The sequence below is a fragment of the Microbacterium gorillae genome (assembly GCF_050990725.1).
GTDB lineage: Bacteria > Actinomycetota > Actinomycetes > Actinomycetales > Microbacteriaceae > Microbacterium > Microbacterium gorillae_A.
In genome coordinates this window covers 3996524-4021127 of sequence record NZ_CP158844.1, presented here as the reverse complement: position 1 = coordinate 4021127, position 24604 = coordinate 3996524, and the positions used below count along the sequence as shown (strand labels likewise).

The following is a 24604-nucleotide window of genomic DNA, read 5'->3' as shown; positions in this document are numbered from 1 at the left end:
GGAAGTCTCGCGGTTACTCACTCCTCGGGGTCGGTGGGGTCGAGAGGGGCGTGGTGGTCGAAGTCGGCGGCGCCGCGGCGCCAGTAGCCGTCGACGACCACCTGCTCCTTGGGCAGGCCGAGCTCGCGGCGGAGGTGGCGGCGGATCGGGATGAGCTGCGTGGCTTCGCCGGCGGCCCAGACGAACGTGGACTCGTCGATCGGGGCGAGGGCGGACAGAGCGGCCAGGGCGGTGTCCGCGTCGCGACCCACGACATTCACCGACGCGGTGGTCGCCCCGAGGTAGTCGGCCACCCAATCTCCGTCGCCGACCATCGCGATGACCTCGACCGAAACGGATGCCGGAAGCAGTTCCAGCCACCGTGATACAGCGGGCACAGCGGTCTCATCGGCGAACAGGATGACCCGCGAGACGTCGGCGGGAACGCCCCGCGAGCCGCGCGGGCCGGCGATGCGCGCGGCATCACCGACGCTCACCGACTGCGCCCACGCCGCCGCCGGACCCGGATCGGCATGCGTGTAGAAGTCGAGTGCGAGCTCGCCGTCATGAGGGAGCGGCGTGAAATCGCGCAGGATCACGGGTCCCGTGGGCTCGGCGTCCGGGCGCCGCGTGTGGAAGACGCCGTCGGCGTCGGGGAAGAACACCTTGACGTGATCCGCAGGCCCCGTGCTGGCGAATCCGGCGAGCTCCGCTCCGGAGAGCGTCACGCGGATCATGTCGGGGGCGACGCGCTCGACACGCGACACGGTGAGGGATCGGCTGACGAGGTCGTATCGGGTGACTTCGCGGTGAAAACGCGGCTGAACATCGGTCATGCATCCAGCTTAGGGTCACCTAACTTTCGAGAGGGTGGTTCCTCGGAAGAATTACAGGTGTACTATTCCATCTGTACTAATTGGAGGCGATCAGACGATGAGCACACGACCCGTCCGCCCGCTCGGGATCATGATCCTCGCGCTGCTGGGCGAGAGGGACATGCACCCGTACGAGATGATGCGGCTGCTGCGCCATCGCCGGGAGAACCGGCTGGTGTCCATCCAGAACGGCACCTTCTACAACCAGATCGCCGGGCTGGTGCGCGACGGATGGATCACCGAGGCGGGAACCGACCGCGAAGGAAACCGGCCCGAACGCACCACGTACACGCTGCTGCCCGCGGGCGCCGCGGAGATCGTGAACTGGGTGCGCGAGCGCCTGGGATCCACCGATCGCCCCGACGAGTTCGCCGTGGCACTGGCGGAGGCTCACAACCTGCCGCGCGAGGAGGTCGTCGTCCTGCTGAGGCAGCGCATCGACCAACTCACCACGCTGCGTGACGAGTACCAGGGCGGCTTCACCGGTGCCCTGGCGAAACCCGTCGACCGGCAGTATCTCGTCGAACTTCAGCGAGCCATCGCCCTGCTGAATGCTGACATCGAATTCACCGAATCCCTGTGCGCGGATCTCGCGTCGGGTGTCCTGCACTGGGGCGCGCCGTCGGAAGCACATCGCACATCGACACACTTCATCGCTGGAAAGGACGACGCATGACCGCGTCCGCACCCGTGACCACCGGCTCCAACCGCGTGGTCAAGCCGTGGCCGGCCCTCTGGGCCCTGGTCATCGGATTCTTCATGATCCTGGTGGACACCACCATCGTCTCGGTGGCCAACCCCGCCATCAAGACCGCCCTGGATCCCGACACCAACAACCTCGACAACGTGGTGTGGGTCACCAGCGCGTATCTCCTCGCGTACGCCGTCCCGCTGTTGGTCACGGGCCGCATGGGCGACCGCTTCGGGCCGAAGAACCTCTACCTCTCGGGGCTCGTGGTCTTCACCCTCGCCTCGCTGTGGTGTGGTCTGTCCGAGTCGCTCGGCATGCTGATCGCCGCGCGCGCGGTGCAGGGTCTGGGCGCCGCGCTGATGACGCCGCAGACGATGACCGTCATCACCCGCCTCTTCCCGCCGCAGCAGCGCGGCGCCGCCATGGGACTCTGGGGCGCCACCGCCGGTGTCGCCTCGCTGGTGGGCCCGATCGCCGGCGGTCTGCTGGTGGACAGCTGGGGCTGGGAGTGGATCTTCTTCGTGAACCTCCCGGTGGGTGTCATCGCCTTCATCGCCGCGTGGATCCTCGTGCCCAAGCTGGAGCGCCACGCGCACTCCTTCGACATCCCTGGTGTCATCGTCTCCGGCGTCGGCCTGTTCCTGCTGGTCTTCGGACTGCAGGAGGGCGAGAAGATGTCGTGGGACGGCTGGGTCTGGGCGATGATCCTCGTCGGCGTCGCGCTGCTCGTGGTCTTCGTGATCATGCAGGCGCGTACCAAGAACGAGCCGCTCGTCCCGCTCGGACTGTTCCGGGACCGCAACTTCTCGGTGGCGAACCTCGCGATCACCACGGTCGGCTTCACCGTCACCAGCATGGTCGTGCCGCTGATGTTCTTCATCCAGGTGGCCCGGGGGCTCGACCCCACACAGGCCGCGCTGCTGATGATCCCGATGGCCGTCGTCTCGGGTGTGCTCGCGCCCTTCGCCGGAAAGCTGCTGGATCGTACCGACCCCCGCGTCCTGCTCATCCCGGGACTGCTGCTGGTGGCGATCGCGATCTTCGCCTACTCGATGACCATGGGTGTCGACACCCCGCTGTGGGTGTACCTGATCATCGCCGGCGTGATGGGCGTGGGCCAGGCAGGTATGTGGGGGCCGCTGGCCACCACCGCCAACCGCAACCTGCCGCGCGCGCTCGCGGGCGCCGGATCGGGCGTCTACAACACCACGCGCCAGATCGGCTCCGTCATCGGCTCGGCCGCGATCGCCGCACTGATGCAGGCTCGACTCGAGGCGAACCTGCCCGGAGCATCGGAGAGCGGCTTCGGAACGTCCACCGGAGCGATCCCGCCGGCCGTTGCGGAGCCCTTCGCCACGGCAATGTCGCAGACGATCCTGCTGCCGGCGTTCGTGCTGTTGATCGGTGTCGTCGCGGTGTGCTTCATGCAGCGTCCGTCGTCGATCCCTGCCGCGCGCTCGTAGCCCGCGAAACACCCAAGCAAGTCCGAGAAACCCCGCAACGCAGGGTGTCTCGGACTTGCATGGGTTTCTCGGGTGTCAGTCGCCGGCGACGCGGGCGGCGATGTCGTGGCGGTAGTGCGAACCCTCCAGGCCGATGCGCTCGATCGCGGCATAGGCGGCGGCGCGGGCGGCGGAGAACGAGTCGCCGGTGGCCACCACGTTGAGAACGCGACCGCCGGTGGCCGTCAGCGCTCCGCCGGAGTCATTGGTGGCGGCGTGCGCGATGTGCACATCGGCGACGCTCTCGGCATCGGCGAGGCCGGTGATCGGCCGACCGGTGACCGGGTTCACCGGATACCCCTCGCTCGCGAGGACGACGGTGACGGCCTTGCGATCGGAGAACTCCGGACGTGGCTCGTCTTCGAGGGTGCCGGTCGCGGCCGCGAACAGCAGTCGCGACAGGGGAGTGGTGAGGCGGGGGAGGACCACCTGGGTCTCCGGGTCGCCGAATCGTGCGTTGAACTCGATCACCTTGATGCCGGCGTCGGTGAGGATGAGGCCCGCGTACAACAGCCCGATGAACGGGGTCCCGCTGCGGTCCATCTCGCGGATGACGGGGAGGGCGACGGTCTTCTCGACCTCGTCGACGAACGCGGCTTCCGAGCCGAACTGCTCAGTGAGCCACGGCAGCGGCGAGTACGCGCCCATGCCGCCGGTGTTGGGGCCGGCGTCGCCGTCTTCGGCGCGCTTGAAGTCCTGCGCCGGGCTGAGCGGACGAACCGTGTCGCCGTCCGACAGGAAGAACAGGGAGACCTCGGGACCGGACAGGAACTCCTCGATCAGGACGGGGCCACCCGGCAGGTACGCCTCGGCGTGCGCGACGGCGGCATCGCGATCCGTCGTCACGATGACGCCCTTGCCCGCCGCGAGTCCGTCGGCCTTCACCACGTACGGGGCACCGAACTCGTCGAGTGCCGCGGTCACCTCGGTGGCGGATGCGGCGCGCACGGCGCGTCCGGTGGGAACGCCCGCGGCCTCCATGATCCGCTTCGCAAACGCCTTGGATCCCTCCAGCGCCGCCGCGGCCTTGCTCGGCCCGAACACGGGGATGCCGGTGGCACGGAGGCGATCGGCCACGCCTGCGATGAGGGGCGCCTCGGGGCCGACGACCACCAGGTCGATGCTGTGGGTCTGCGCGAAATCGGTGACCGAGACCGGATCGTTCGCGTCCACAGGGACGACAGCGGCGTCGCGCGCAATGCCCGCATTGCCGGGGGCGGCGAACAGCTCGTGCTCGGTGCTCTCCGCACGCAGAGCGAGGACGATGGCGTGCTCACGAGCACCGGAACCAAGCACCAGGATCTTCACGCGTCCCAGCCTATCCGGCGACCTGTCGCGCGTTACCGCCCGTGAACCTCAGGGTCGCAGCGGAAGCAGGGGCGAGAGGTCGGCGCGCACGCCGGACGCGCTGATGAGCCCCTGACCGTACAGCTCGCCCCAGGACTGGGCGCCGGTGGCCAGCGCGATCCAGGTGTCGGCATCCGTCTCCACCACGTTGGGCGGCGTTCCTCGCGTGTGCCGCGGACCCTCGATCACCTGGACCGCGCCGAACGGGGGAACGCGCACCTCGACGGAGTTTCCGGGGGCCTTCTCGACGAGCAGCTGCAGCAGATAGCGCACAGCGGTGGCGCGATCCGTGCGTGCCGTTGAGCCGTCCATGACGGCAGCGAGCGCGCGACGGCCGATGGTCGTCTCGATTTTCGGGGTCGGCATACTGCCACGCTAGCCCCGCCCACCGACATGGGCGATTCGAGCAAAGGTTAGGCATGCCTTAGTCTTATGAAGATCCCCCATCCCGATTCGGAGTCGTCATGCGCTCGCTCGCCGCTGTTCCCTCGCGCCCTCGCACCACGGGAAGGCGCGCGATTCCCGCGCTCCTGCTGGCGGCAGCTCTGGGCATCGGCGCGGGATCGGTCGTCACGGCATCCCCCGCGACGGCCGTGGTCACCGCAGGCGCGTGCACGGTCGACGCGGCAGACATCACCTGGGGCTTCAAGGAGTCGTTCCGCTCTTACATCTCGGGGACGATCGCCAACGGCGAGTGGCAGACGGAGGGCGGCGCGAGCTACACCACCCCGAACTTCTCGTTCACGGGCGGCACTGGAACCTACGACCCCGACGCCGCCACGGGGAACGTCGCCTTCCCCGGCGCGATCCACTTCACCGGTCATGAAGGCCTACTGCAGACCAGCGTGTCCGCACCGACTCTGCAGATCACTGGTGCGGGCACCGCGCGACTCCTGCTCGATATCTCCAGCGTTCCGATGGAGCAGGCGCTCGCGGGCGACAACACCGTGCACACGGCGACGCAGGTTCCGTTCGTGGACATCGACCTCTCGTCTGCCACGGTCACGCGCACCGATGCGGACGTCACGATCGCCGGCACGGAGCTTCCCACCGCGATCACGCCGGAAGGCTTCGCGGCGTTCGGCAACTACGACGCCGGTACAGCGTTCGACCCGATCGCGCTGACCGTGCACGCGACATGCGCGCCGGCCGAGGAGGAGGCTGAAGCAACGCCGACCGCTGAGCCCACGGCAGCAACCGAAGCGTCCCCGACCGCCACGCCCGTGACCGACGCGGCGGCCGACACCGGCTGGGTGCCGTGGGCCGTCGGCGGTGGCGTCGTCGTGGTGCTCGCCGCCGTCGGAACAACGCTTGTCGTGCGCCGACGCAGCGCGAACTCCGCCGATGGGGGCGACCAGCGCTGATGCGTCGCTTTGTCACCGTTCTCGCCGCCGTCGCGCTGGTACTCTCCCTCGCCGCGTGCACCCCGGCAGCGGGCGCCGATGCCGATGCCACCGGCGCCGCCACGGCGGCAGAGCGCGTGCCGCTCGCGGACGTGACCCCGCTCGCCGATCCGAAGGCGTATGAAGGCGCCAGCACGGCGCGCCTCCCTGACTCTGCGATCGAGCCCGTGATGGAGGCTCCCGCCCAGAGCCTGCCCACCACCGTGGTCTCGCACGATCGATCCGGCGATGTCGATGTGACCGTCACCGACACGTCCCGCGTCATCGCGATGGACATCGCCGGCTCTCTCGCCGCCACCGTGTGGGGGCTGGGGTTCGGCGACACGCTCGTCGGTCGCGACATCTCCTCCACCTTCCCCGGCGTCGAGGAGCTCCCGGTGATCACCGGCAGCGGTCACACGATCAACACCGAGGCGGTCATCGCCCTGCGTCCCACGCTGGTGATCACCGACGGGTCGATCGGACCGAACGATGTGGTGACGCAACTGCGCGACGTCGGAATCCCGGTGGTCTTCCTCGAGGACACCGCCTCCTACGACGGCGCGATCGAGATGGCGCGCGCCGTCGCTGCCGTCTACGGGGCGACGGAGGCGGGTGAAGCGCTCGCGCAGCGCACCGCCGATGCGCTCGACGCAACGCGCGCGGACATCGCGGCGCTCGCGCCCCAGGCCGAGGGTGACCGCCTCCGCATGGTGTTCCTCTACCTGCGTGGAGCATCGGGCGTCTACTACCTCTTCGGTTCCGAGTCCGGTGCCGACCAGCTCATCGAGGCACTCGGCGGCGTGGACGTCGCGGGCGAGCTCGGCTGGGGCGGCATGCGTCCCCTCACCGATGAGGCGATGGTCTCCGCGGACCCCGACCTCATCCTCGTGATGACGAGCGGCCTGGATTCGGTCGGCGGCGTAGACGGGCTGCTGCAGGCCAAACCGGCGATCGCCCTCACCACGGCCGGACAGCACAAGCGCATCGTGGATATGGCCGACGGCGAGATCCTCTCCTTCGGCCCCCGCTCGGCCGAGGTGCTGGATGCGCTGGCGCGTGCGATCTACGCCCCGGACGCATCGTGAGCGCTCCGAGTCTCGTCGCACGCCGGCAGTCGCGGATCGTCGTGCTGTTCACGGTGTCCGCCGCCCTGCTGCTCGCGGGAATCGTGCTCTCGGCCGGTCTCGGACAGCTGGCGATCGCACCCACCGAGGTGATCGGCTCGCTGCTGCGGGGCATCGGAGTCCCGAACGGGTGGGCGCCCGACGACGCGCTCATCGAGCAGACGCTGTGGCAGATCCGCCTCCCGCGCGTGGCGATGTCGCTGCTGGTGGGTGCGCTCCTCGCCGTCGCGGGCGCGGTCATGCAGGCGGTGTTCGCGAACCCGCTCGCCGAACCCGGCGTCGTCGGCGTGTCCTCGGGTGCCGCACTGGGGGCTGCCGCATCGATCGCGTTCGGCCTCACGTTCCTCGGCGGATGGACCACCGCGGTCTTCGCGTTCGCAGGAGGGCTCGTGGCCACCGTCGTCGTGTACTCGACCGCTCGAGCGCAGGGGCGCACCGAATCGGTGACCCTGGTGCTCACGGGCATCGCCGTCAACGCCTTCGCCGGTGCCGGACTCGCGCTTCTCATGACGGTGGGAGACTCCGGATCGCGCGAGCAGATCGTGTTCTGGCAGCTCGGATCGATGAACGGCTCGCGCTGGGGTGAAGTGGGCGTCTCCGCGCTGGTGGGCGGGGTAGCGGTGATCGCGGCGCTCCTGCTGGCGCGGCAGTACGACCTGCTCGCGCTGGGCGACCGCACCGCGGCGCACCTCGGCGTCCGCGTCGAGCGTCTGCGCATCCTGTCGATCGTGCTGGTGGCGCTGCTCACCGGAGCCGCGGTGGCGTTCGTCGGCATCATCTCCTTCGTGGGGCTTGTCGTCCCGCACATCGTGCGGATGATCCTCGGTCCCTCGAACCGCCTGCTGATCGGTGCGTCCGCGTTGCTCGGCGCGGCGCTCCTGGTGCTCGCCGACCTGCTGGCACGCACCCTGGTGCCTGCCACGGATCTGCCGATCGGCGTGCTCACCTCGCTCGTGGGCGGACCGTTCTTCTACTGGCTGATCCGTCGCAACCGCCGCCGGGCGGGAGGCTGGGCATGAGCGCGATCACGGTACGTGGTGTCCGCGTGCTCCTCGGGGGCGCCGCGGTGCTCGACGGCGTCGACCTCGACGTGCCCTACGGTCGGGTGCTCGCCCTCGTCGGCCCCAACGGCGCAGGCAAATCGACGCTGCTGGGCGTGCTCACCGGGGATGTGCGCCCGCAAGCGGGTGAGGTTCTGCTCGATGATCGCCCGCTCGGCACCTGGGCGGCGAAGGAGCTGGCCCGCACGCGTGCGGTCCTCATGCAGGCCAACCAGGTGACGTTCTCCTTCACCGCCCGCGAGGTGGTCGAGATGGGGCGTGCGCCGTGGCCGGCGTCCGACAACGACACCGCGATCATCGACGAGGCCGTTGCCCGCGTGGATGCCGCGCACCTCGTGGACCGACCGTTTCCCGCGCTGTCCGGCGGCGAGAAGGCGCGGGTGTCGCTGGCGCGGGTGCTCGCGCAGAACACCGCGATCGTGCTGCTCGATGAGCCCACCGCGGCGCTGGATCTCCGACACCAGGAGGACGTGCTCCGCATCGCGCGAGACCTGGCCGCGACCGGCCGCGCGGTGGTGGTGGTGCTCCACGACCTCTCCGTGGCGGCCGCCTATGCGGACGAGGTGGCGATGCTCGCAGGCGGCGTGATCGTCGCGCACGGGAGCCCCGATGAGGTCTTCACCGAGCAGCGCGTGGCCGAGGTCTACGGCGCCCCGGTGCGCTCGATGGCGGATCCCGATACGGGCCGACCGATCATCCTGCCGCGTCGTCACGCCTGACACTTCGCTTCACCTGACCGATTAGTTAGGTTAGGCTAACAAAAGTCTGATGAATACCCCGACCCTGCGCGCAGCACGCGGGAGCACCAGAAGAGAAAGGTCCTGACGTGAAGACCAGGAGAAGGGTGCCTGTCATGCGGGCGCTCGCGACAGCGCTGACCGGCGCGATGGTGGCCGCGGCCGCCGTCATCGGTCTCGCCACCCCGGCGTCGGCCGCGGCTGACAACCGCACGCTCACCGCCGTGGCGACGGAGGTCCCCGACACCCGCATCGACGTTGCCGTGTCCGGTACCGGGTATGAGGACATCAAGGCCCTGCCGGGCCAGGCATCGCCGCACCTGTACGCCGCGCTCATCGTCAAGGGCTCGGATCTGGCGAGCATCGACATGGGCGGCTCGGTGCCGAACATCTCGGCCAACATCGCGCCCGACGGGACCATCTCGGGCACGCTCTCGCAGGACGCGGCATCGCTGGATCGCGCTCAGGCGTACGAGGTCATCACCTGGCCGTCCCGCTCGCTGCCCACGGCGGCGACCCTGTACTCGCGCACCGACGTGGCGATCGACTGGGACGCGCTGTTCCCGAAGCCCGCTGAGGCCACGCAGACCACGCTCGTCGCGAGCGCCGCGTCGATCGTCGAGGGCGCCAGCGCCACGCTGACGGCCACCGTCACTCCGGCCGCAGCCGGCACCGTGACCCTCAGCGACGGTCAGAGCACGGCGGTCAGCAACGGCGTCGCCGTCTTCACCGTCGCACCGGCTGTCGGAACCCACACCTTCGCGGCGTCCTTCGCTCCCGAGGACGCCACGGCGTTCCTGCCGTCCGACTCCGCTGCCGCGACCATCGAGGTCACGGCCAAGCCGGTGACGCCGGTCTACGAGCCGAAGATCTCCGTGTTCCTCGCCGACGGCACCACGCCGTACACCGGTCAGCCCCTCTACGACGGCGACGCGCTCGTCGTCCGCGGCAGTGGCTTCGACCCCAACGGCAACGTCGGCGGACGCGGTGCACCGCTGCCCGTCGGTCCGCAGGGCACCTATGTGGTGCTCGGCTCCTTCCTCTCCGACTGGAAGCCGTCCGCATCCGCGCCGTCGAGCGCACGCAAGATCGCCGACCAGCGCTGGGCCATGTCGCAGGCGGTGCTGGACACCGTCCCGGCGCAGTATCGGGCCACGGTCGAGGCGCAGGCGGCCATCGTGTCGTCCACCGGTGACTTCTCGCTGACGCTGACCGCGCAGAAGTTCGACACCGCGCTCGCGGGCGGGAACTGGGGCGTCTACGCCTACGCCGCCGGTGGCGTGGTGAACGCCGCGCAGGAGCTCTCCGTCGCCGTCGACTACCGCGGTGCGAAGACCCCGGAGCCCACGGCCACGCCGACGGCCACCCCGACGGCAACGCCGACGCCGACCCCCACGCCGACCGCGACCCCCACGCCGACCGCGACCCCCACGCCGAGCGCGACACCGACGCAGCCGACCGCGAAGCCTCGCGTGACGGTCTCGCCCGCGTCGAACCTCGACCCGTCGGTCGAGAACGTCGTCACGGTCTCGGGTACCGGGTTCACCGGGGCCGGCGCGGCGAACGGTGTCTACCTCGCCCTCGGTGAGGCGTCCAACTGGACGTCGGGTGCCTTCCCAGCGGACGGTTGGGAGTCGCTCGGCTGGGTGATGCCGTCGCAGCTGAAGAACGGCGCGTTCACCACGACCCTCACGGTTCCGGCCGGTGCGTTGACGGTGGGAACCTCGTACATCGTGGGCACGTCCGCGGCGCACGGCCTGTCGGTCACGGACCGCACGCTCGACACCCGCACCCCCGTCACGGTGAAGGCGGTCACCACTCCGACCCCCACTCCGACGGCCACCCCCACGACGACTCCGACTCCGACGCCCACGAAGCCGACGACTCCGGGCGCGAAGCCTTCCGTGACGGTCTCGCCGGCGTCGAACCTCGACCCATCGGTCGAGAACGTCGTCACGGTGTCCGGTACCGGATTCACCGGCGCAGGTGCCGCGAACGGCGTGTACCTGGCGCTGGGTGAGGCCTCCAACTGGACGTCGGGTGCCTTCCCGGCGGACGGCTGGGTCTCGCTCGGCTGGGTGATGCCGGCGCAGCTGAAGAACGGCGCGTTCACCACGACGCTGAAGGTTCCGGCCGGAGCCCTCACGGCGGGAACGTCCTACATCGTCGGAACGTCGGCGGCACACGGTCTGTCGGTCACCGACCGCAGCCTCGACACCCGCACCGCGGTGTCGGTCAAGACCGGTTCCACGCCGGAGCCGACGCCCACTCCGACCACTCCGGAGCCCACCCCCACGCCGACGACGCCGACCACGCCGGGCACCAAGCCCGCCGTGATCATCACGCCGCTGGCACCGCTCGACCCCGCTGTCGAGAACGTCGTCACCGTGTCCGGAACCGGGTTCACCGGTGCCGGTGCCGCCAACGGTGTCTACCTCGCGCTGGGTGAGGCGTCGAACTGGACCTCGGGCGCCTTCCCGGCCGACGGTTGGGTAGCACTGGGCTGGGTGATGCCGTCGCAGCTGAAGAACGGCGCATTCACCACGACCCTCACGGTTCCGGCCGGTGCGCTGACGGCGGGAACGTCGTACATCGTGGGCACCTCGGCGGCGCACGGTCTGTCGGTCACGGATCGCAGCCTCGACACCCGCACGGCCGTGTCGGTGAAGTCCGGCTCCACGCCGGAGCCCACGCCCACGCCGACCACCCCGACGCCGACTCCCACGCCGACGACGCCGACCGACGGGCCCCAGGTCATCCTGTCGCCGTCGACCGACCTCGACCCGGCCGTGGAGAACGTCGTCACCGTCTCTGGAACCGGGTTCACCGGTGCCGGTGCAGCCAACGGCGTGTACCTCGGTCTCGGGGAAGCCTCCAACTGGACGTCGGGTGCGTTCCCGGCGGACGGCTGGCTGGCCCTCGCCTGGGTGATGCCCTCCCAGCTGAAGAACGGCTCGTTCACGACCACGCTGACGGTTCCGGCCGGGGCCCTCGAATCAGGCAAGTCCTACATCGTGGGCACGTCTGCGGCTCACGGCCTGTCGGTCACGGATCGCACGCTGGACACCCGCACCGCGGTGTCCGTGAAGTCCGGGTCCACCCCGCAGCCCACGCCCGGCCCCACCACGCCAACGCCGACCCCGACGCCCACCGCGCCGAGCACGGACGGCCCGGAGCTGAGCGTGGCGCCCGCGGGCGCCCTGGATCCCAACGTCGAGAACGTCATCACGGTGACGGGGACCGGCTACACCGGTGCGGCCGCGGCGAACGGCGTCTACATCGGTCTGGGTGAGACCTCGCTCTGGCAGGGTGAGACGGCCTTCCCGCAGGACGGCTGGCTGGACGTGCAGTGGATCACCCCGCAGCAGGTCACGGGCGGCTCCTTCACCGCCACCTTCACGGTGCCGGCGGGAACCTTCGACCCGAAGGCGAGCTACCAGTTCGCGACGTCGGCCGCTCACGCCCTGTCGATCACGAACCGCTCGTTGGACGCCTTCGCTGCGGTCGAGATCCAGGATGTCGCCCTGGAGCCGGCGGTCCGCGTGGGTGCCGCCGTGGTCAAGCCCGGAGGTGAGCTGACCGTCTCCGGTGTCGGCTTCCCGGCCGGCGCGCCCATCACGGTGACCATCCACTCCGAGCCGTTCACGCTCGGCACCACCACGGCTGACGAGGCGGGCGCGTTCAGCGTGACCGGCACCCTCCCGGCCGACTTCCCGGCGGGCGAGCACACCGTGATCGTCACCTCGGGAGACATCGAGAAGCGCTCCACCATCACCGTGGCGGCCGCGGTTCAGCCGACCCCGGCGCCCGAGGCGACCACTCCGGCCGCTCCGGTATGCACGGCGCAGGAGATCACCGGTGGCAGCTTCGAGTGGGGAGTGAAGGCCAGCTTCGTGAACTACATCAACGGCTCGATCGCGAAGGGCTCCTCCTCGATCGGATGGGGCTCGGCCTCGGGCGCCTACAACGCCAAGGACGACCGCGGCCGTGTGAGCTACTCCGGTTCCGCCAGCTTCACGGGCCACAGCGGCCTGCTGGATCTGACCCTGTCGAACCCGCGCATCGTGCTGAACGGCGCCTCGTCGGCGACCCTGTACGTGGATGTGGTGTCGGCCGGCTACGGCGGCAAGGCCGCGGTGAACCAGTCGGGTGTCGCCTTCGCGACTCTGAACCTGTCCGCTGCGAGCTCGTCCGGCCTCAGCTGGGACGGCGCCCCCGCGACGTTGACCGCTGCCGGTGCCGCGGCCTTCATGGGCTTCTACAACGCCGGTGACGCGCTCGACCCCGTGTCGTTCTCGTTCTCGCTCGGCGCAGAGGTCCCGTGCGACTCGTCTACGGACGCGTCGCTGGCCGTGACCGGTTCGGAGGCTCCGACGGCTCTGCTCTGGGCCGCGCTCGGGTTCATCGCCCTGGGTGCCGGCGTGATCGTGCGCCGTCGTCTGGCGGTCGCTTCGGTCTGATCCCGAACGGAAAACGGAAGGCGGGGGAGCGATCCCCCGCCTTCCGGCGTTTGCGGACATGCCGTCTCGAAAGGGCGAAGCTAACGCACAGGTGCACGGTGCCAGAATGGAGGCATGTCCGCCGATCGCACTCCTCCCGCTGTGTCTGAGGCCCGCATCCGACGGGTTCCGAAGTACGGCGTGTTCCTGGTGCTCGGGGGCGGACTCGGACTCATCACGGCGGCGATCCTCACGTTCGCGTTCGACGGCACCAGCACGCCGAGCGCCATCGGTGTGACCTACTCGCCCGGCGCGGTGTTCGGTTTCCTCGCGCTGTTCTGCGCGGTGTGCGGCGTGGCGGTCGGCGCGATCGTCGCCCTCATCCTCGACAAGGTGGTCGGTCGGCGCACGCACACTGTCACCATCGAGCGAGAGACCTTCACCGAGGACTGACGCTCACAGCCCGTACTGATCACAGTGCGGTGTAGATGTTGAGCAGGCGCACGAGCCCGCGCTCCGTCTCCTCGGAGAATCGATATCCCTCGGCGGTTTCCACGATTGCGCCGGATTGCACCTGCGCGTTCCACCAGTCCACGACGAAATCGCGCGCCCAGCCGCCGGTGGTGAAGCCGTACCGTTCCCTGACGTAGGAGGACGGGATCATCATCACGTAACACGGGTGATCGTAGGTGCGATCGTCCGGATCTTCGTCGAGGAAGTCCTCCATCGAGGTCGCCGTGGTGAGAGCCGAGTACAGCAGGAACATCGTCGCGTACATGAGGTGCGACTCGCCGTCGGCATGCAGCGCGAAGAAGCCCTTCTCGCGCACGATGCGCCGACCGATCGCGCGAATGCTGGCGTCCGCGTCCTTCAGCACCGGGCCGAGAGCTGCGATACCGCGCTGCACGATGGGGGAGAAGGTGCCGTTGTCGACCGTCTCGAGCTCGTGGGCGAGGGTCTCGTCCGGGTCGTCGAGGAAGTCGTCCTCGGGCACCAGGCCGCGGATGAACGTCTGGAAGTCGGGCGCGATGAACGAGATGCGGTAGTCGTCCTCCTGGTCGACGATCACGACCGCCGGCTCGCCCTGCGGCCCGCACGCGCGATAGTCGAACATGAACTCGCTGTGCCCGGCGGTCGGGGTGTCGGCGAAGCAGATGCCGATGTCGGGATAGCCCCACTCCGCCTGCATGAAGGGGGAGCCGAGGTCTCCCAGAAGCGACCAGGTGGCCGTGCGGCCGATGGCGTACAGGCCGGTGACGGCGACATGGTCGTCGGCCCACACGTGCACACCGGTGGTGGGGAAGCAGTTGCGCGCCAGCGTTCCGCCGTTTCGGACGCGGGCGAGTTCCACGTAGGCGGCGGGGAGCCGATATCCCAGCTCCGCCTCGACCTCCGCCACGAGCTCGTCGGTCGGCGACGCTTCGGTGTACTTCTCGAACCCGTAGGCGGAGTCATCGAACAGACCCGCGAGATCGGCATCGGTGAAGATCGGCATTTTCCCTCCGAAGGGAGTCTTCCATGCGCCGTCGCACAGCATGCTGCTCATCTGAGCACGCAGGCTCAGTGCGCTCGCTCACCCGCGGTCCGCGGCGCGTTCACCTCCCGTTAGACTTGGCTCGTGGCCGCAGAAACCGCCGAACCCTCCTCGTCCTCCACCCCCAACTCCTACGCCGCAGCCGGTGTCGACACCGCTGCCGGAGACCTCGCGGTCGAACTCATGAAGTCGGCCGTTCGCGCCACGCACGGGCCCGAGGTGCTGGGTGGGGTCGGTGGATTCGCAGGCCTGTTCGACGCATCGGCTCTGCTCGGCTATCGCCGTCCGCTGCTCGCGACCTCGACCGACGGCGTCGGCACGAAGGTGGCCATCGCGCAGGCGATCGACAAGCACGACACCGTCGGGCAGGACCTGGTCGGAATGGTCGTCGACGACATCGTCGTGGTGGGTGCCAAGCCGCTGTTCATGACCGACTACATCGCCTGCGGCAAGGTGTTCCCGGAGCGGATCGCGGAGATCGTTCGCGGCGTCGCCGAGGCGTGCGCGGCCACGGGAACAGCCCTGGTCGGCGGCGAGACCGCGGAGCACCCGGGTCTCCTCGGCGCCGACGACTACGACATGGCCGGTGCCGCGACCGGTGTGGTCGAGGCCGACCGCGTGCTCGGCGCCGAGCGCGTGCGCGACGGTGACGTGATTCTCGCGCTCGCATCGTCGGGTCTGCACTCGAACGGCTTCTCGCTGGTGCGCCACATCATCACCGGCGCAGGCATCTCCTACGGCGACAACTCCGCCGAGCTCGGTACCACCTGGGGCGAAGCACTGCTGGAGCCCACGCGCCTGTACACCACCCCGCTCCTCGGCCTCATCGACGCGATCGGCGACGGCGTGCACGCGCTCAGCCACGTCACCGGTGGCGGTCTTGCCGCCAACCTGGCGCGCGTTCTGCCGCTGGGTTCCTGGACCGAGGTCGACCGCTCCACGTGGTCGCCGTCGCCGGTCTTCCGTGTTCTCAACGAGATCGCCGGCACCTCGCTGGAGTCCACCGAGGGGACCTGGAACCTCGGGGTCGGCTTCTTCGCCGTCGTCGACGCATCGCGCGCCGCCGAGGCCATCCGCACGATCGAGGCCACCGGCATCGCCGCCTGGCAGGTCGGAACGGTGCACACCACGAACCGCCCGGCGGGCGAGTTCGAACAGGGCGCCAAGGGCGTCGACGGAGGCGCAGTGCGCCTGGTCGGCTCCTACGCCCGCTGAGTAACGAAGTAAGGAAACCCCCCGGAAAATGTGCGGCATCGTCGGCGTCGTCGGAGCAGGCCCCGTCAACCAAGACATCTACGACGCGTTGCTGCTGCTGCAGCACCGCGGCCAGGACTCCACCGGCATCGCGACCGCAGAAACCGGCGGACACGTGCACGTGCACAAGCTGCGGGGCATGGTCCGCGAGGGATACCGCACTCGCGACATGCGCACGCTGCTGGGGAACATCGGCCTCGGCCATGTTCGCTACGCCACGATGGGCGCGGCCAGCAACGAGCAGGAGGCCCAGCCGTTCTACGTGAACGCGCCGTACGGCATCGTGCTGGTGCACAACGGCAACCTCACCAACACGCGTGAGCTCGAGCAGGAGATCTTCCAGAGCGACCGCCGCCACCTCAACACCTCCAGCGACACCGAGATGCTGGTGAACGTGCTGGCCAGTGAGCTGCAGAACACCAAGTCCGGGCCCGAACTGGACGCCACGCAGATCTTCGACGCCGTCAGTCGCGTGCACGAGCGTGTGCGCGGGTCGTACGCGGCGATCGCCGTGATCGCCGGCTACGGTCTGCTCGCCTTCCGCGACCCGTACGGCATTCGTCCGCTCATCCTGGGCAAGCGCCGCGCCGGCGACCAGGACGAGTGGGTGGTCACCAGCGAATCCCTCGTGCTCGACAACGGCGACTACGACGTGGTGCGCGACGTCGCCCCGGGTGAAGCGGTCTTCATCGACCAGGACGGCAACCTGTTCTCGCAGCAGTGCGCGACTCACACGCAGCTGGCACCGTGCGCGTTCGAGTACGTCTACCTCGCGCGTCCCGACTCGGTGATGAACGGCATCGCCGTGTACGAATCGCGCCTGCGCATGGGCGACAAGCTGGCCGACACCATTGCGCGTCACGTTCCCGAGGGTCTGATCGACGTGGTCATGCCGATCCCGGACTCCTCCCGTCCGTCCGCGATGGAGGTCGCGCGGAAGCTGGGGATCGAGTATCGCGAGGGCTTCTACAAGAACCGTTACGTGGGTCGTACCTTCATCATGCCGGGGCAGGCGGTTCGCAAGAAGAGCGTGCGGCAGAAGCTCAACGCGATGCCGAGCGAGTTCGCCGGCAAGAACGTCCTCCTCATCGACGACTCGATCGTGCGCGGCACGACGAGCAAGGAGATCATCCAGATGGCACGCGACGCCGGTGCCAAGTCGGTGACTTTCGCCTCTGCTGCGCCTCCGGTTCGCCACCCCAACGTGTACGGCATCAACATTCCGTCGCGGCAGGAGCTGATCGCCCACGGCCGTACCATTCCGGAGATCGCCGAGGAGCTCGGCTGCGACTACCTCGTGTACCAGGAGGTCGACGACCTGCGCGACGCGATCCTCGAAGGTTCCGACATCACCCAGCTCGACCTCAGCTGCTTCAACGGCGAGTACGTGACCGACGACGTCACTGACGAGTACCTCAGTTGGGTCGAAGCCTCCAAGTCCAGCTGACCTTCGAGGGCGCGGCAGCTGTACGGGGCGGGAATCGACGAAGGGCTGTCACGTGTACATCGATGCGACGAAACTCCCGCGAGGCGGTGGGTATCGGCTGCTCGTCGGGTCGGTGATGCCGCGACCGATCGCGTGGATCACCTCCGGCACTGATCCGGTCAACCTTGCGCCCTTCAGCGCGTTCACGTGGGTGAGCATCGATCCACCGATGCTGGGTGTGACGATCCAGCAGCGCGTTGCCGACGGCTCCACGCGCGACAAGGACACTCTTCACAACATCCGTGCCACGGGCGAGTACGTGGTCAACATCGCCGACGAGTCGATGCTGCAGGTGCTTCACGCCAGTTCGGAGGGGTTCGCCGCCGAGATCGGAGAACCGGAGCAGCTGGGTCTTCCGCTCACCCCGAGTGTGGCCGTGTCTGTGCCGCGGCTGGCCGATGTCCCGGTTGCGATGGAGTGCCGTCTGGATCGTGTGATGCAGTTCTCGCCGACCGGCGGCAACTTCGTCGTCGGAACGGTGGTGGGCTGGCACGTGCGCGATGACGTCTGGGGCGGTGACCGCATCCTGCACGACCGCGTTCATCCGATCGGGCGTCTGGCCGGTCCGCGCTACACGCGGGTGGACGAGATCATCGAGCTGCCGCCCGTTCCTGGCGGCTGATCGTCATCAGTTGATCCGCCACAGTGTGGCGGTGGCCTCGCGTCCCTCGGTGACTCCGACCACGAATGTGTCCTCACCGAGGGGGAACACTTGTGAGATCCAGGCCTCCTCGTCGGCGACTTCGTCCCAGCCGTTCAGTTCGATCAGACTGGCATCCGACAGATCGCCGGTCGCGACCACCGGACCCATCTCTGTCGCCAGCAGCAGGACGCGATTCGCTCCCAGGTAGCCACCGCTGAGATCGAATCCCTGATCGAGGTCGAGGTCCGCCGCGTCCAGCTGGGCGACGACATCCCCCGACGGCCAGGATGCGATCGATGCCGTCTCCGGATCAGACGGGTAGGGGAGCACGAGGAAGGTGGATCCGTCTGGAGAGAACCCGCCGATCACCGGATCCTCGTCCGCGAGGAGTTCGGTGACCTGCAGTTCATCGCCCACCACGCGCACCGCCGCGAGCAGGGTGCAATCCTGTCCCATCGGGAACTCGACGAGAGCGGCGGGCTCGGAGGGATGTGCGGTGCCGGACGGGTGGGCACCGAACACGTCTACGCTGTGCTCGGCGCGAACCTGACCCGCGGCGTCCACCCAGAGGATGGCGTGGGATTGCGACCATCCCGATGCGTCGCGGTCGCGTGGCTCGGTGAGAAGCCAGCCGTCGCCGATGGGTACGGCCGCATCCGGATGGACGGGAACACGGACCGAGTCGGAGCCCGCACGGTCGAGGATCGTCCCCGTGTCATCGCTGAGCACGGCAGTGTCCTCGCGAACGGCGAGGAGCTTTGCTCCCGGCGCCGCGACGTCACGATGATGGACCTCGCCGCTGACGTCCCAGTGCCGGAGGACCTGTCCATCGAAGGCGTGAAGTCCGTCGTGATGAGCGACTACGGCCCTATTCGGGTCCAGTCCGTCGAGGTGCGCGATCAGAGTGGCAGTCACCATGATCGAAAGCGTACCGGTCGGCCAGTCGCGGTGGCAGGGGTGACCGTGTTCGGAACGCACCGTGCGCCGGGAGGCGTTGTCGTGCGGTTCTTGCGCTGGCACGTCAGGGTTTCCATGGTCCCGCGCTGCACTCGCGTGCCACCATGGGGCGCATGGGAACAGTCGAGGACTACGTCGCGGGCTTGCCGTCGCCGGCGCGTGAGCTGATTCGCGACGCGTACGCGGTCGTCCGCGATAGCGTGCCCGACGCCGTGGAGACGCTGAAGTACGGCATGCCGGCGCTCGCGCTCGACGGCAAGGGCGTGATCAGCATCATGCACACGAAGGAGCACATCGGCGTCTATCCCTATTCGGCCGACGTCGTCGCACGTGTGCTGGCGGATGGTGATCTTCCCGGCGTGATCGGCTCGACGAAGGGCTCACTCCATTTCGCGCTTGACGCGCCGCTGCCGCCCGAGGCGATCCGATCGATCGTGCAGGCCAGACTGACGGAAATCGGGCGCTGAGCAGCGGCGACTACGATTGACCCATGGCATTCGATGACGTCGCGGCGGATCGTGAACTGGAAGTCCTCACCTGGGACGGATTCGGTGAGGCGGCACGCGATCTCGCGCGCACGGTGGTGGCGTCCGGATGGATGCCCGACCTGGTGATCGCCATCGCGCGCGGGGGACTGCTGCCGGCGGGTGCGCTCGGTTATGCCCTGGGCATCAAGGCCATGGGGACTCTCAACGTGGAGTTCTACACCGGCGTGGGCGAGACGCTCGTCGAGCCGGTGATTCTCCCGCCGCTGATGGACACATCCGAGCTTCCGGGCAAGCGCGTGCTCGTCGTTGACGATGTCGCGGACTCCGGCAAGACGCTCGACCTTGTGATGCGAATGATCCGCACGCAGGGCATCCCGGTGGATGCGGACGGCGACGGTGTCGCTGCCGAGCGCCTGGCCGTGGACGCGCGCTCGGTGGTGCTGTTCACCAAGCCGACCTCGGTGATCAAGCCCGACTACACGTGGAAGACCACGGATCGCTGGATCGCGTTCCCGTGGTCGGCCAAGCCGCCGGTCACCGAGGGCTGATCCCGCTTCGTCGCGCCTTCTGAGCCTTGGTCTCAGAAGGCGCTGTGCGGCGACCACCTCGGCTCATCTGTTGAGACCAGACCCTGAGGTGGTCTCAGCAGATGTCCCGCAAACGGGGTCTCGGTGCGGAAAGTGAGACCACGCCGTACCCGAGCGCGCCTCGATACACGAAAGGCCGAGTGGACGCTCGCGAGGAGCGCCACTCGGCGTGGAAGACACGGAAGGCTAGGCCTTCTCGAGTTCGTCTTCCTCTTCGTCTTCGTACTGGTCGGCCCACTTGTCCACGTACTCCGGTTCGGAGTCGTGCTCGGCGCCCAGCTCACGCTCTAGCGCGGCATAGTTCACCGATGGGCTGAACGACTTCAGTTCGCGGGCAAGCTTCGTGTGCTTTGCCTTCTGACGGCCACGCCCCATGCGAGACCCCCTCACGAGTCAAATGCGGACAGATTTGACTTGTCCGACGGTTTCACAGGACCGGTTACTGGACCGGTAAGAGTAAAATCCAGGATATCACGCGGCGCCGCCGCCCCCGGCGGTTGCACCGTCCGAACCGCTGCCGGAGGCATCCTTCCGGCGGAAGGAGGAGGAACGATGAATGAGAACCGTCCTATTGGGGAGCGTAGCGACGCAGAGTTGCGCGGCGCGGTTGTCGTCGGTCTGGTCGCGGGCCAGCAGCCGCGTGTCGTAAAGGAAGCCGCGCGATTCGCCGAGCTGTTCCGTGTTCCGCTCGTGGTGGTCACGGTCGACGTCGGTCGATACCTCGGTTTCGATGATCCGACCGGCATGGTGCCGACAGCTAACATCGAACTCGCGTCCGCTGCCGTGGCGGCTGACGCGGAAGCGGTCGAGTTGGAGTGCGCCAATGTTCTCGTCGATCATGACGTCACATGGACGGTGCGACAGCTCTCCGGAGACCCCGCCCTCGCGATCGCGGGGTTGGCGGATGACCTCGACGCTTCGCTGATCGTGGTCGGCACCCGCCGACCGGGGCTCGGCGAGTCGCTGCGTGAGTTCTTCAACGGCTCGGTCGCGGCCCGGCTCAGCCATCGGCAGTCGCGCAGCATCCTCGTCGTGCCCAACGCGAAGCCCATCCCCGCAGACCAGCCCCTGGTTCCGGAGGCCTGACCCGAGCCTTGGCGCCGGGGCCGGCCCCGAGCGAGCACTTCGCCTCTCACCACGGGACGACACGAAGTGCGCTCAGGAACCGGGGTGGCTCAGCGGTGGAGGGCGCGGATGATGTCGTGCGTCGCGACGTCGAGGGACGCCGCGAGCTGATCGACTACCGCGGAATCCAGCACGCCGCCGCGGGCGACGAAGGTCCGGGTCTCGGCGCGCACGCGGCCGCGGAACTCGTTCACCACGGCGTCCAGCCGCTGCAGTTGCTGGCGGCTCTCGCCACGGGAGCCCGGCGCGGGCGGTGCCGACTGAGCCTGCTCACGTTCGCTGCGGGCTGCCGCGGCGAGGTCGGCGTTGAGACTCCGCATCGCCTCCTTGACGCTGGCGCGGACGCCGTCGGCGATCAGCCGCACCGAGTCGGCGAGACCGGACTCGATGTCTTCGAGGTCATTCGCGCGAGCGGCGACCTCGGCACGACCGGCGTCCGTGATCGCGTAGACGGTCTTGCGACCGTCGACCGTCTTGGTGACCAGGCCCTCGTCCTCGAGCTTCGCGAGGCGCGGATAGATCGTGCCAGCGCTGGGCGTGTAGGTGCCGCCGGTCCGATCCGTCAGTGCCTGGATCAGGTCGTAGCCGTGACGCGGCTCCTCGTCCAGCAGGCGCAGCAGGTATAGGCGCAGGTCGCCGTGTGAGAACACCGGGGACATCAGCGGACCTCGCCGTCGGTGCTGGTGGGGGAGTTGGTGCTGGCGGGCGAATCGTCGCCGGCTGCGGAGTCGGTGTCGGCGCCGGCGGAAGAGCCGATCACCGCAGCGTCCGCCTCGCTGGCGCGGAACGGCTCACCCGTCGGGATGTCGTGACGGGCGTGAGAGCCCGCGTCGGGGAACGCCGCTGTGTCGACGCGACGCCGCAGCACGGTGATGTCTCCCGACACCGTGTTCGTGTTGAGATCCAGGAACGATCCGCTGAGGTCGCCGACCGAATCGGTGACGTTCGAGGGGCCCGACTTCGAGCGCAGCACGCCGTCGATCTGCACGCGTCCGCTGACGGTGCGGGTGACGAAGTTGGCGGGCCGTCCCTCGTCCAGGCGCACGGTGACATTGCCGGAGACGGTGTTGGCGTTCACCGTGTAGAGCTCGCCCTCGCCGTCGATCGAGACATCGCCGGAGACCGTGTCGACGAGCACCTTGCGGAGGCGTCCGGTGACGGCGACGTCACCCGAGACGCTGTTCGCGCCGAAGTCGCCGTTGAGCCCGCGCACCTGGATCTCGCCGGACACGGCGTTGGCCGTCAGGTTGCCGTCGTGGCCGTCCACGAGCATGTCGCCCGTCACGGTGTTGACCTTCGCGTCGCGCACGAGGCCGGTGACAAGTGCTCCGGCGCTGACCACGCCGAGTGTCAGGGCGATGTCGCGAGGCACTGCCACGGAGACCTCCGCCTTCGGTCCGCCGCTGCCGAAGTTGCGGAAAACCTCGAGGAAGTTGTCCCAGCGCAGCTGCGGGTGATCGATCTCGATCAGACCGTCCGTCACCTCGATGCGCAGGTCCTTGACGGTCACGTCGTGCACCTCGATGCGCACGGTGGGCTCGTCGTGTGCCACGACGTCGACCTGTCCTCCGACGAGTCCGATCTTGATGCGGGGTTCCGCGGCGACGTCGATCACGCGCGTCTGACCCGGCTGGATGAGCCACTTCTCGGCCATGATGTTCTCCTTGAATCTGTTCGCGATATATCGCGTGTTGGAACAGTAACACGATATATCGCGAGTTTGCATCCGATCGGAGAATTCTCAGGCTGAGTTCGCTTGACATTGACGCAACGGAAGCTTTTACCGTCGTATGCGGAAGGAAGAACACGCATGGACTGGTCGATTCAGCACCTGGCGAAGCTCGCCGGTACCACCAGCAGAACGCTGCGTCACTACGACGACATCGGGCTGCTGCCGCCGACGCGCATCGCCGCCAACGGATACCGGCACTACGACGAGGACGCGCTCGTGCGGCTCCAGCGCATTCTGCTGCTGCGCCAGCTCGGACTCGGGCTGCCGCAGATCGCAGACGTGCTGGACCGCGACGTGCCGGAGCACGCCGCGCTCAGCGCGCACCTCGAACTGCTCGAGGCGGAGCGCGAGCGACTGGACCGGCAGATCCGGGCGGTGCAGACCACGATCCATGCCCGACAGGAAGGAAAGACCCTGATGGCTGAAAAAGCCTTGGACGGATTCGACCACACGCAGTATCGCGACGAGGTCGAGGAGCGATGGGGAAAGGACGCGTACGCCTCCTCGGACCGGTGGTGGCGCGGTATGAGCGCCGACGACCGCGCGGCCTGGCAGGAGCGTGCGGCTCAGCTCGGCAGCGACTGGATCGCGGCAGCTGAAGCGGGGGAGGAGCCCACCTCCGCGGTGGCGCAGGCACTGGCCGCTCGCCACGTCGCCTGGCTCACCTCGATCCCGGGCACCCCGGCGGCCGAAGGCGGAGACCTCGCCGGATATCTGAGTGGTCTCGGCGACATGTACGTTGCCGACCCGCGCTTCGGCGCCAACTACGGCGGAGAGGCCGGCGCGACCTTCGTGCGCGACGCGCTCCGCGAGTACGTTCGCGCCAACCTCTCCTGAACGTGCGTGGACCCGGGCGGGCCTCCTCGGGTCCGCGCACGATGAAACGGGAGGAAGTACCGTGGGGACATGCCACGCCCCGCGCTCTCCTGGACGGATGCCGCGCTGGTCTTCGTCGGTGGTGCGGTCGGTACGGTGCTGCGCACACTGCTATTGCTGCCGACCGCACCGTGGTGGCAGACCTGGGGTCTGCTCGTGGTGAACGTTGTCGGTGCGCTCGCCCTCGGCCTGCTCACCGGCGTGATGCTGCGTCGTGCCTCCAATGAACGCGATCGTCGGCTGCGCCTGCTGCTCGGCACCGGTCTGCTCGGCGGGTTCACCACGTACAGCGCGCTCGCGGTCCACGCAGCGAGCCCGCTGTGGTTCTGGACGGCCGTGCTCACCGTCGTGCTCGGCGTGCTTGCGGCGTTCGCCGGGCTGCGGCTCGGGCGGGGCGGGAGGGGCTCGTGAGCGCGCTGTTGCTGCTTCTCATCGGTCTCGCCGGCGGCGTGGGTGCGGTGCTGCGCTGGATCATCGAAGCGCTGACGATGCCATGGAGCCGCGGATTCCCGTGGGGGATCCTTGTCGTCAACGTCAGCGGGTCGTTCGTGTTGGGAATCGTGACCGGTCTGTTCGGCTCGACTGAGGCCGGCTGGATCCTCGGGACCGGACTTCTCGGTGGCTACACCACCTTCAGTTCCGTGAGCGCGGCGGCCGCGTCGATGCTGAACACCCAGCGATGGATCGCCGCTGCCGGCAACACCATCGGAACCTTCGTGCTCTGTCTCGGCGCCGCGGCCGCCGGCCTTGCCGTCACCGGGGCGCTCTGAGGCTGTGGTGCG

25 protein-coding genes are annotated in these 24604 nt (G+C 68.6%); 17 read left to right on the top strand and 8 right to left on the bottom strand.

Annotated features, from left to right (window positions below; translation table 11 throughout):
• Nucleotides 1–17: 17 nt before the first annotated feature.
• Entirely contained in the window at nt 18–815 is a 798-nt protein-coding gene (locus tag ABTV68_RS18625) for a siderophore-interacting protein (protein ID WP_433675162.1), read from the bottom strand.
• A gap of 97 nt (nt 816–912) precedes the next feature.
• On the opposite strand from ABTV68_RS18625, the gene ABTV68_RS18620 reads away from it, so the two are divergent.
• Together ABTV68_RS18620 and ABTV68_RS18615 are read left to right on the top strand one after the other, a co-directional pair.
• Nucleotides 913–1530, top strand: a complete 618-nt coding sequence (locus ABTV68_RS18620; RefSeq protein WP_433675161.1) for a PadR family transcriptional regulator — start codon at nt 913–915, stop codon at nt 1528–1530.
• Nucleotides 1527–3008, top strand: coding sequence for a DHA2 family efflux MFS transporter permease subunit (locus ABTV68_RS18615; protein ID WP_433675160.1), 1482 nt, complete (start codon nt 1527–1529; stop codon nt 3006–3008). The genes ABTV68_RS18620 and ABTV68_RS18615 overlap by 4 nt, the downstream gene beginning before the upstream one ends.
• Nucleotides 3009–3083: 75 nt before the next feature.
• On the opposite strand, the gene purD is transcribed toward ABTV68_RS18615, so the two are convergent.
• Together purD and ABTV68_RS18605 are read right to left on the bottom strand one after the other, a co-directional pair.
• Entirely contained in the window at nt 3084–4355 is a 1272-nt protein-coding gene (gene purD, locus ABTV68_RS18610) for a phosphoribosylamine--glycine ligase (protein ID WP_433675159.1), read from the bottom strand.
• Nucleotides 4356–4403: 48 nt separating this feature from the next.
• The gene (locus ABTV68_RS18605) at nt 4404–4760 is read right to left on the bottom strand and encodes a sterol carrier family protein (RefSeq protein WP_433675158.1); all 357 of its coding nucleotides are present in this window, start codon (nt 4758–4760) and stop codon (nt 4404–4406) included.
• A 98-nt stretch (nt 4761–4858) separates the two neighbouring features.
• Here ABTV68_RS18605 and ABTV68_RS18600 point away from each other — a divergent pair, with 98 nt between their 5' ends.
• The 6 genes from ABTV68_RS18600 (at nt 4859) to ABTV68_RS18575 (ending at nt 13593) form a co-directional block, all read left to right on the top strand.
• On the top strand, nt 4859–5758 hold the full coding sequence (locus ABTV68_RS18600; RefSeq protein WP_433675157.1) for an HtaA domain-containing protein: 900 nt from the start codon (nt 4859–4861) through the stop codon (nt 5756–5758).
• Nucleotides 5758–6864, top strand: a complete 1107-nt coding sequence (locus ABTV68_RS18595; RefSeq protein ID WP_433675156.1) for a heme/hemin ABC transporter substrate-binding protein — start codon at nt 5758–5760, stop codon at nt 6862–6864. Before ABTV68_RS18600 ends, ABTV68_RS18595 begins: the two co-directional genes overlap by 1 nt.
• Nucleotides 6865–6899: 35 nt before the next feature.
• Nucleotides 6900–7922 carry a FecCD family ABC transporter permease gene (locus ABTV68_RS18590; RefSeq protein ID WP_433677644.1) on the top strand — a complete coding sequence of 341 codons (1023 nt, stop codon included), beginning with the start codon at nt 6900–6902 and terminating at the stop codon, nt 7920–7922.
• Nucleotides 7919–8683, top strand: a complete 765-nt coding sequence (locus ABTV68_RS18585; RefSeq protein ID WP_433675155.1) for a heme ABC transporter ATP-binding protein — start codon at nt 7919–7921, stop codon at nt 8681–8683. Before ABTV68_RS18590 ends, ABTV68_RS18585 begins: the two co-directional genes overlap by 4 nt.
• 134 nt (nt 8684–8817) lie before the next feature.
• Nucleotides 8818–13161 carry an HtaA domain-containing protein gene (locus ABTV68_RS18580; protein WP_433677643.1) on the top strand — a complete coding sequence of 1448 codons (4344 nt, stop codon included), beginning with the start codon at nt 8818–8820 and terminating at the stop codon, nt 13159–13161.
• A gap of 114 nt (nt 13162–13275) precedes the next feature.
• Nucleotides 13276–13593, top strand: coding sequence for a potassium transporter Trk (locus ABTV68_RS18575; protein ID WP_433675154.1), 318 nt, complete (start codon nt 13276–13278; stop codon nt 13591–13593).
• Nucleotides 13594–13612: 19 nt separating this feature from the next.
• On the opposite strand, the gene ABTV68_RS18570 is transcribed toward ABTV68_RS18575, so the two are convergent.
• A complete protein-coding gene (locus tag ABTV68_RS18570; RefSeq protein ID WP_433675153.1) occupies nt 13613–14635 on the bottom strand; it encodes an SMI1/KNR4 family protein in 1023 nt (340 codons plus the stop codon).
• A 222-nt stretch (nt 14636–14857) separates the two neighbouring features.
• Between ABTV68_RS18570 and purM the strand changes: the two genes are divergently transcribed.
• From purM to ABTV68_RS18555, 3 genes are read left to right on the top strand one after another with little or no spacing between them, the layout of a single operon-like run.
• Nucleotides 14858–15889 carry a phosphoribosylformylglycinamidine cyclo-ligase gene (purM, locus tag ABTV68_RS18565; RefSeq protein WP_433677642.1) on the top strand — a complete coding sequence of 344 codons (1032 nt, stop codon included), beginning with the start codon at nt 14858–14860 and terminating at the stop codon, nt 15887–15889.
• A 28-nt stretch (nt 15890–15917) separates the two neighbouring features.
• Nucleotides 15918–17375: an amidophosphoribosyltransferase gene (gene purF, locus ABTV68_RS18560; RefSeq protein ID WP_433675152.1), complete on the top strand. Its 1458-nt coding sequence runs from the start codon at nt 15918–15920 to the stop codon at nt 17373–17375.
• A 52-nt stretch (nt 17376–17427) separates the two neighbouring features.
• On the top strand, nt 17428–18036 hold the full coding sequence (locus ABTV68_RS18555) for a flavin reductase family protein (protein WP_433675151.1): 609 nt from the start codon (nt 17428–17430) through the stop codon (nt 18034–18036).
• 6 nt (nt 18037–18042) lie between these two features.
• Here the strand turns inward: ABTV68_RS18555 and ABTV68_RS18550 are convergent, their stop codons facing one another.
• Nucleotides 18043–18975, bottom strand: a complete 933-nt coding sequence (locus ABTV68_RS18550) for a hypothetical protein (RefSeq protein WP_433675150.1) — start codon at nt 18973–18975, stop codon at nt 18043–18045.
• Between the two features lie 152 nt (nt 18976–19127).
• Between ABTV68_RS18550 and ABTV68_RS18545 the strand changes: the two genes are divergently transcribed.
• Together ABTV68_RS18545 and ABTV68_RS18540 are read left to right on the top strand one after the other, a co-directional pair.
• Nucleotides 19128–19481 carry an iron chaperone gene (locus ABTV68_RS18545; RefSeq protein WP_433675149.1) on the top strand — a complete coding sequence of 118 codons (354 nt, stop codon included), beginning with the start codon at nt 19128–19130 and terminating at the stop codon, nt 19479–19481.
• 23 nt (nt 19482–19504) lie between these two features.
• Nucleotides 19505–20050 carry a phosphoribosyltransferase gene (locus tag ABTV68_RS18540; protein ID WP_433675148.1) on the top strand — a complete coding sequence of 182 codons (546 nt, stop codon included), beginning with the start codon at nt 19505–19507 and terminating at the stop codon, nt 20048–20050.
• Between the two features lie 225 nt (nt 20051–20275).
• On the opposite strand, the gene ABTV68_RS18535 is transcribed toward ABTV68_RS18540, so the two are convergent.
• Nucleotides 20276–20464 (bottom strand): DUF3073 domain-containing protein, encoded by a 189-nt coding sequence (locus tag ABTV68_RS18535; RefSeq protein WP_231092902.1) that lies wholly within the window; start codon nt 20462–20464, stop codon nt 20276–20278.
• Between the two features lie 177 nt (nt 20465–20641).
• Here ABTV68_RS18535 and ABTV68_RS18530 point away from each other — a divergent pair, with 177 nt between their 5' ends.
• On the top strand, nt 20642–21175 hold the full coding sequence (locus ABTV68_RS18530) for a universal stress protein (protein ID WP_433675147.1): 534 nt from the start codon (nt 20642–20644) through the stop codon (nt 21173–21175).
• Nucleotides 21176–21264: 89 nt separating this feature from the next.
• On the opposite strand, the gene ABTV68_RS18525 is transcribed toward ABTV68_RS18530, so the two are convergent.
• Both ABTV68_RS18525 and ABTV68_RS18520 read right to left on the bottom strand, forming a co-directional pair.
• Nucleotides 21265–21873 carry a PadR family transcriptional regulator gene (locus ABTV68_RS18525; RefSeq protein ID WP_433675146.1) on the bottom strand — a complete coding sequence of 203 codons (609 nt, stop codon included), beginning with the start codon at nt 21871–21873 and terminating at the stop codon, nt 21265–21267.
• Nucleotides 21873–22868, bottom strand: a complete 996-nt coding sequence (locus ABTV68_RS18520) for a DUF4097 family beta strand repeat-containing protein (RefSeq protein WP_433675145.1) — start codon at nt 22866–22868, stop codon at nt 21873–21875. Before ABTV68_RS18520 ends, ABTV68_RS18525 begins: the two co-directional genes overlap by 1 nt.
• Nucleotides 22869–23024: 156 nt before the next feature.
• On the opposite strand from ABTV68_RS18520, the gene ABTV68_RS18515 reads away from it, so the two are divergent.
• The 3 genes from ABTV68_RS18515 (at nt 23025) to ABTV68_RS18505 (ending at nt 24592) form a co-directional block, all read left to right on the top strand.
• A complete protein-coding gene (locus tag ABTV68_RS18515; protein WP_433675144.1) occupies nt 23025–23783 on the top strand; it encodes a MerR family transcriptional regulator in 759 nt (252 codons plus the stop codon).
• Nucleotides 23784–23852: 69 nt separating this feature from the next.
• The gene (locus ABTV68_RS18510) at nt 23853–24233 is read left to right on the top strand and encodes a CrcB family protein (protein WP_433675143.1); all 381 of its coding nucleotides are present in this window, start codon (nt 23853–23855) and stop codon (nt 24231–24233) included.
• Nucleotides 24230–24592 carry a fluoride efflux transporter FluC gene (locus ABTV68_RS18505; protein ID WP_433675142.1) on the top strand — a complete coding sequence of 121 codons (363 nt, stop codon included), beginning with the start codon at nt 24230–24232 and terminating at the stop codon, nt 24590–24592. Before ABTV68_RS18510 ends, ABTV68_RS18505 begins: the two co-directional genes overlap by 4 nt.
• Nucleotides 24593–24604 lie beyond the last annotated feature (12 nt).

Excerpts from the sequence above, each read along its gene's own strand:
- ABTV68_RS18625 (WP_433675162.1), bottom strand. The coding sequence starts at position 815 with ATGACCGATGTTCAGCCGCGTTTTCACCGCGAAGTCACCCGATACGAC.
- ABTV68_RS18620 (WP_433675161.1), top strand. The coding sequence starts at position 913 with ATGAGCACACGACCCGTCCGCCCGCTCGGGATCATGATCCTCGCGCTG.
- ABTV68_RS18615 (WP_433675160.1), top strand. The coding sequence starts at position 1,527 with ATGACCGCGTCCGCACCCGTGACCACCGGCTCCAACCGCGTGGTCAAG.
- ABTV68_RS18605 (WP_433675158.1), bottom strand. The coding sequence starts at position 4,760 with ATGCCGACCCCGAAAATCGAGACGACCATCGGCCGTCGCGCGCTCGCT.
- ABTV68_RS18600 (WP_433675157.1), top strand. The coding sequence starts at position 4,859 with ATGCGCTCGCTCGCCGCTGTTCCCTCGCGCCCTCGCACCACGGGAAGG.
- ABTV68_RS18595 (WP_433675156.1), top strand. The coding sequence starts at position 5,758 with ATGCGTCGCTTTGTCACCGTTCTCGCCGCCGTCGCGCTGGTACTCTCC.
- ABTV68_RS18585 (WP_433675155.1), top strand. The coding sequence starts at position 7,919 with ATGAGCGCGATCACGGTACGTGGTGTCCGCGTGCTCCTCGGGGGCGCC.
- ABTV68_RS18580 (WP_433677643.1), top strand. The coding sequence starts at position 8,818 with ATGCGGGCGCTCGCGACAGCGCTGACCGGCGCGATGGTGGCCGCGGCC.
- ABTV68_RS18575 (WP_433675154.1), top strand. The coding sequence starts at position 13,276 with ATGTCCGCCGATCGCACTCCTCCCGCTGTGTCTGAGGCCCGCATCCGA.
- ABTV68_RS18570 (WP_433675153.1), bottom strand. The coding sequence starts at position 14,635 with ATGCCGATCTTCACCGATGCCGATCTCGCGGGTCTGTTCGATGACTCC.
- purM (WP_433677642.1), top strand. The coding sequence starts at position 14,858 with ATGAAGTCGGCCGTTCGCGCCACGCACGGGCCCGAGGTGCTGGGTGGG.
- purF (WP_433675152.1), top strand. The coding sequence starts at position 15,918 with ATGTGCGGCATCGTCGGCGTCGTCGGAGCAGGCCCCGTCAACCAAGAC.
- ABTV68_RS18550 (WP_433675150.1), bottom strand. The coding sequence starts at position 18,975 with ATGGTGACTGCCACTCTGATCGCGCACCTCGACGGACTGGACCCGAAT.
- ABTV68_RS18545 (WP_433675149.1), top strand. The coding sequence starts at position 19,128 with ATGGGAACAGTCGAGGACTACGTCGCGGGCTTGCCGTCGCCGGCGCGT.
- ABTV68_RS18540 (WP_433675148.1), top strand. The coding sequence starts at position 19,505 with ATGGCATTCGATGACGTCGCGGCGGATCGTGAACTGGAAGTCCTCACC.
- ABTV68_RS18535 (WP_231092902.1), bottom strand. The coding sequence starts at position 20,464 with ATGGGGCGTGGCCGTCAGAAGGCAAAGCACACGAAGCTTGCCCGCGAA.
- ABTV68_RS18530 (WP_433675147.1), top strand. The coding sequence starts at position 20,642 with ATGAATGAGAACCGTCCTATTGGGGAGCGTAGCGACGCAGAGTTGCGC.
- ABTV68_RS18525 (WP_433675146.1), bottom strand. The coding sequence starts at position 21,873 with ATGTCCCCGGTGTTCTCACACGGCGACCTGCGCCTATACCTGCTGCGC.
- ABTV68_RS18520 (WP_433675145.1), bottom strand. The coding sequence starts at position 22,868 with ATGGCCGAGAAGTGGCTCATCCAGCCGGGTCAGACGCGCGTGATCGAC.
- ABTV68_RS18515 (WP_433675144.1), top strand. The coding sequence starts at position 23,025 with ATGGACTGGTCGATTCAGCACCTGGCGAAGCTCGCCGGTACCACCAGC.
- ABTV68_RS18510 (WP_433675143.1), top strand. The coding sequence starts at position 23,853 with ATGCCACGCCCCGCGCTCTCCTGGACGGATGCCGCGCTGGTCTTCGTC.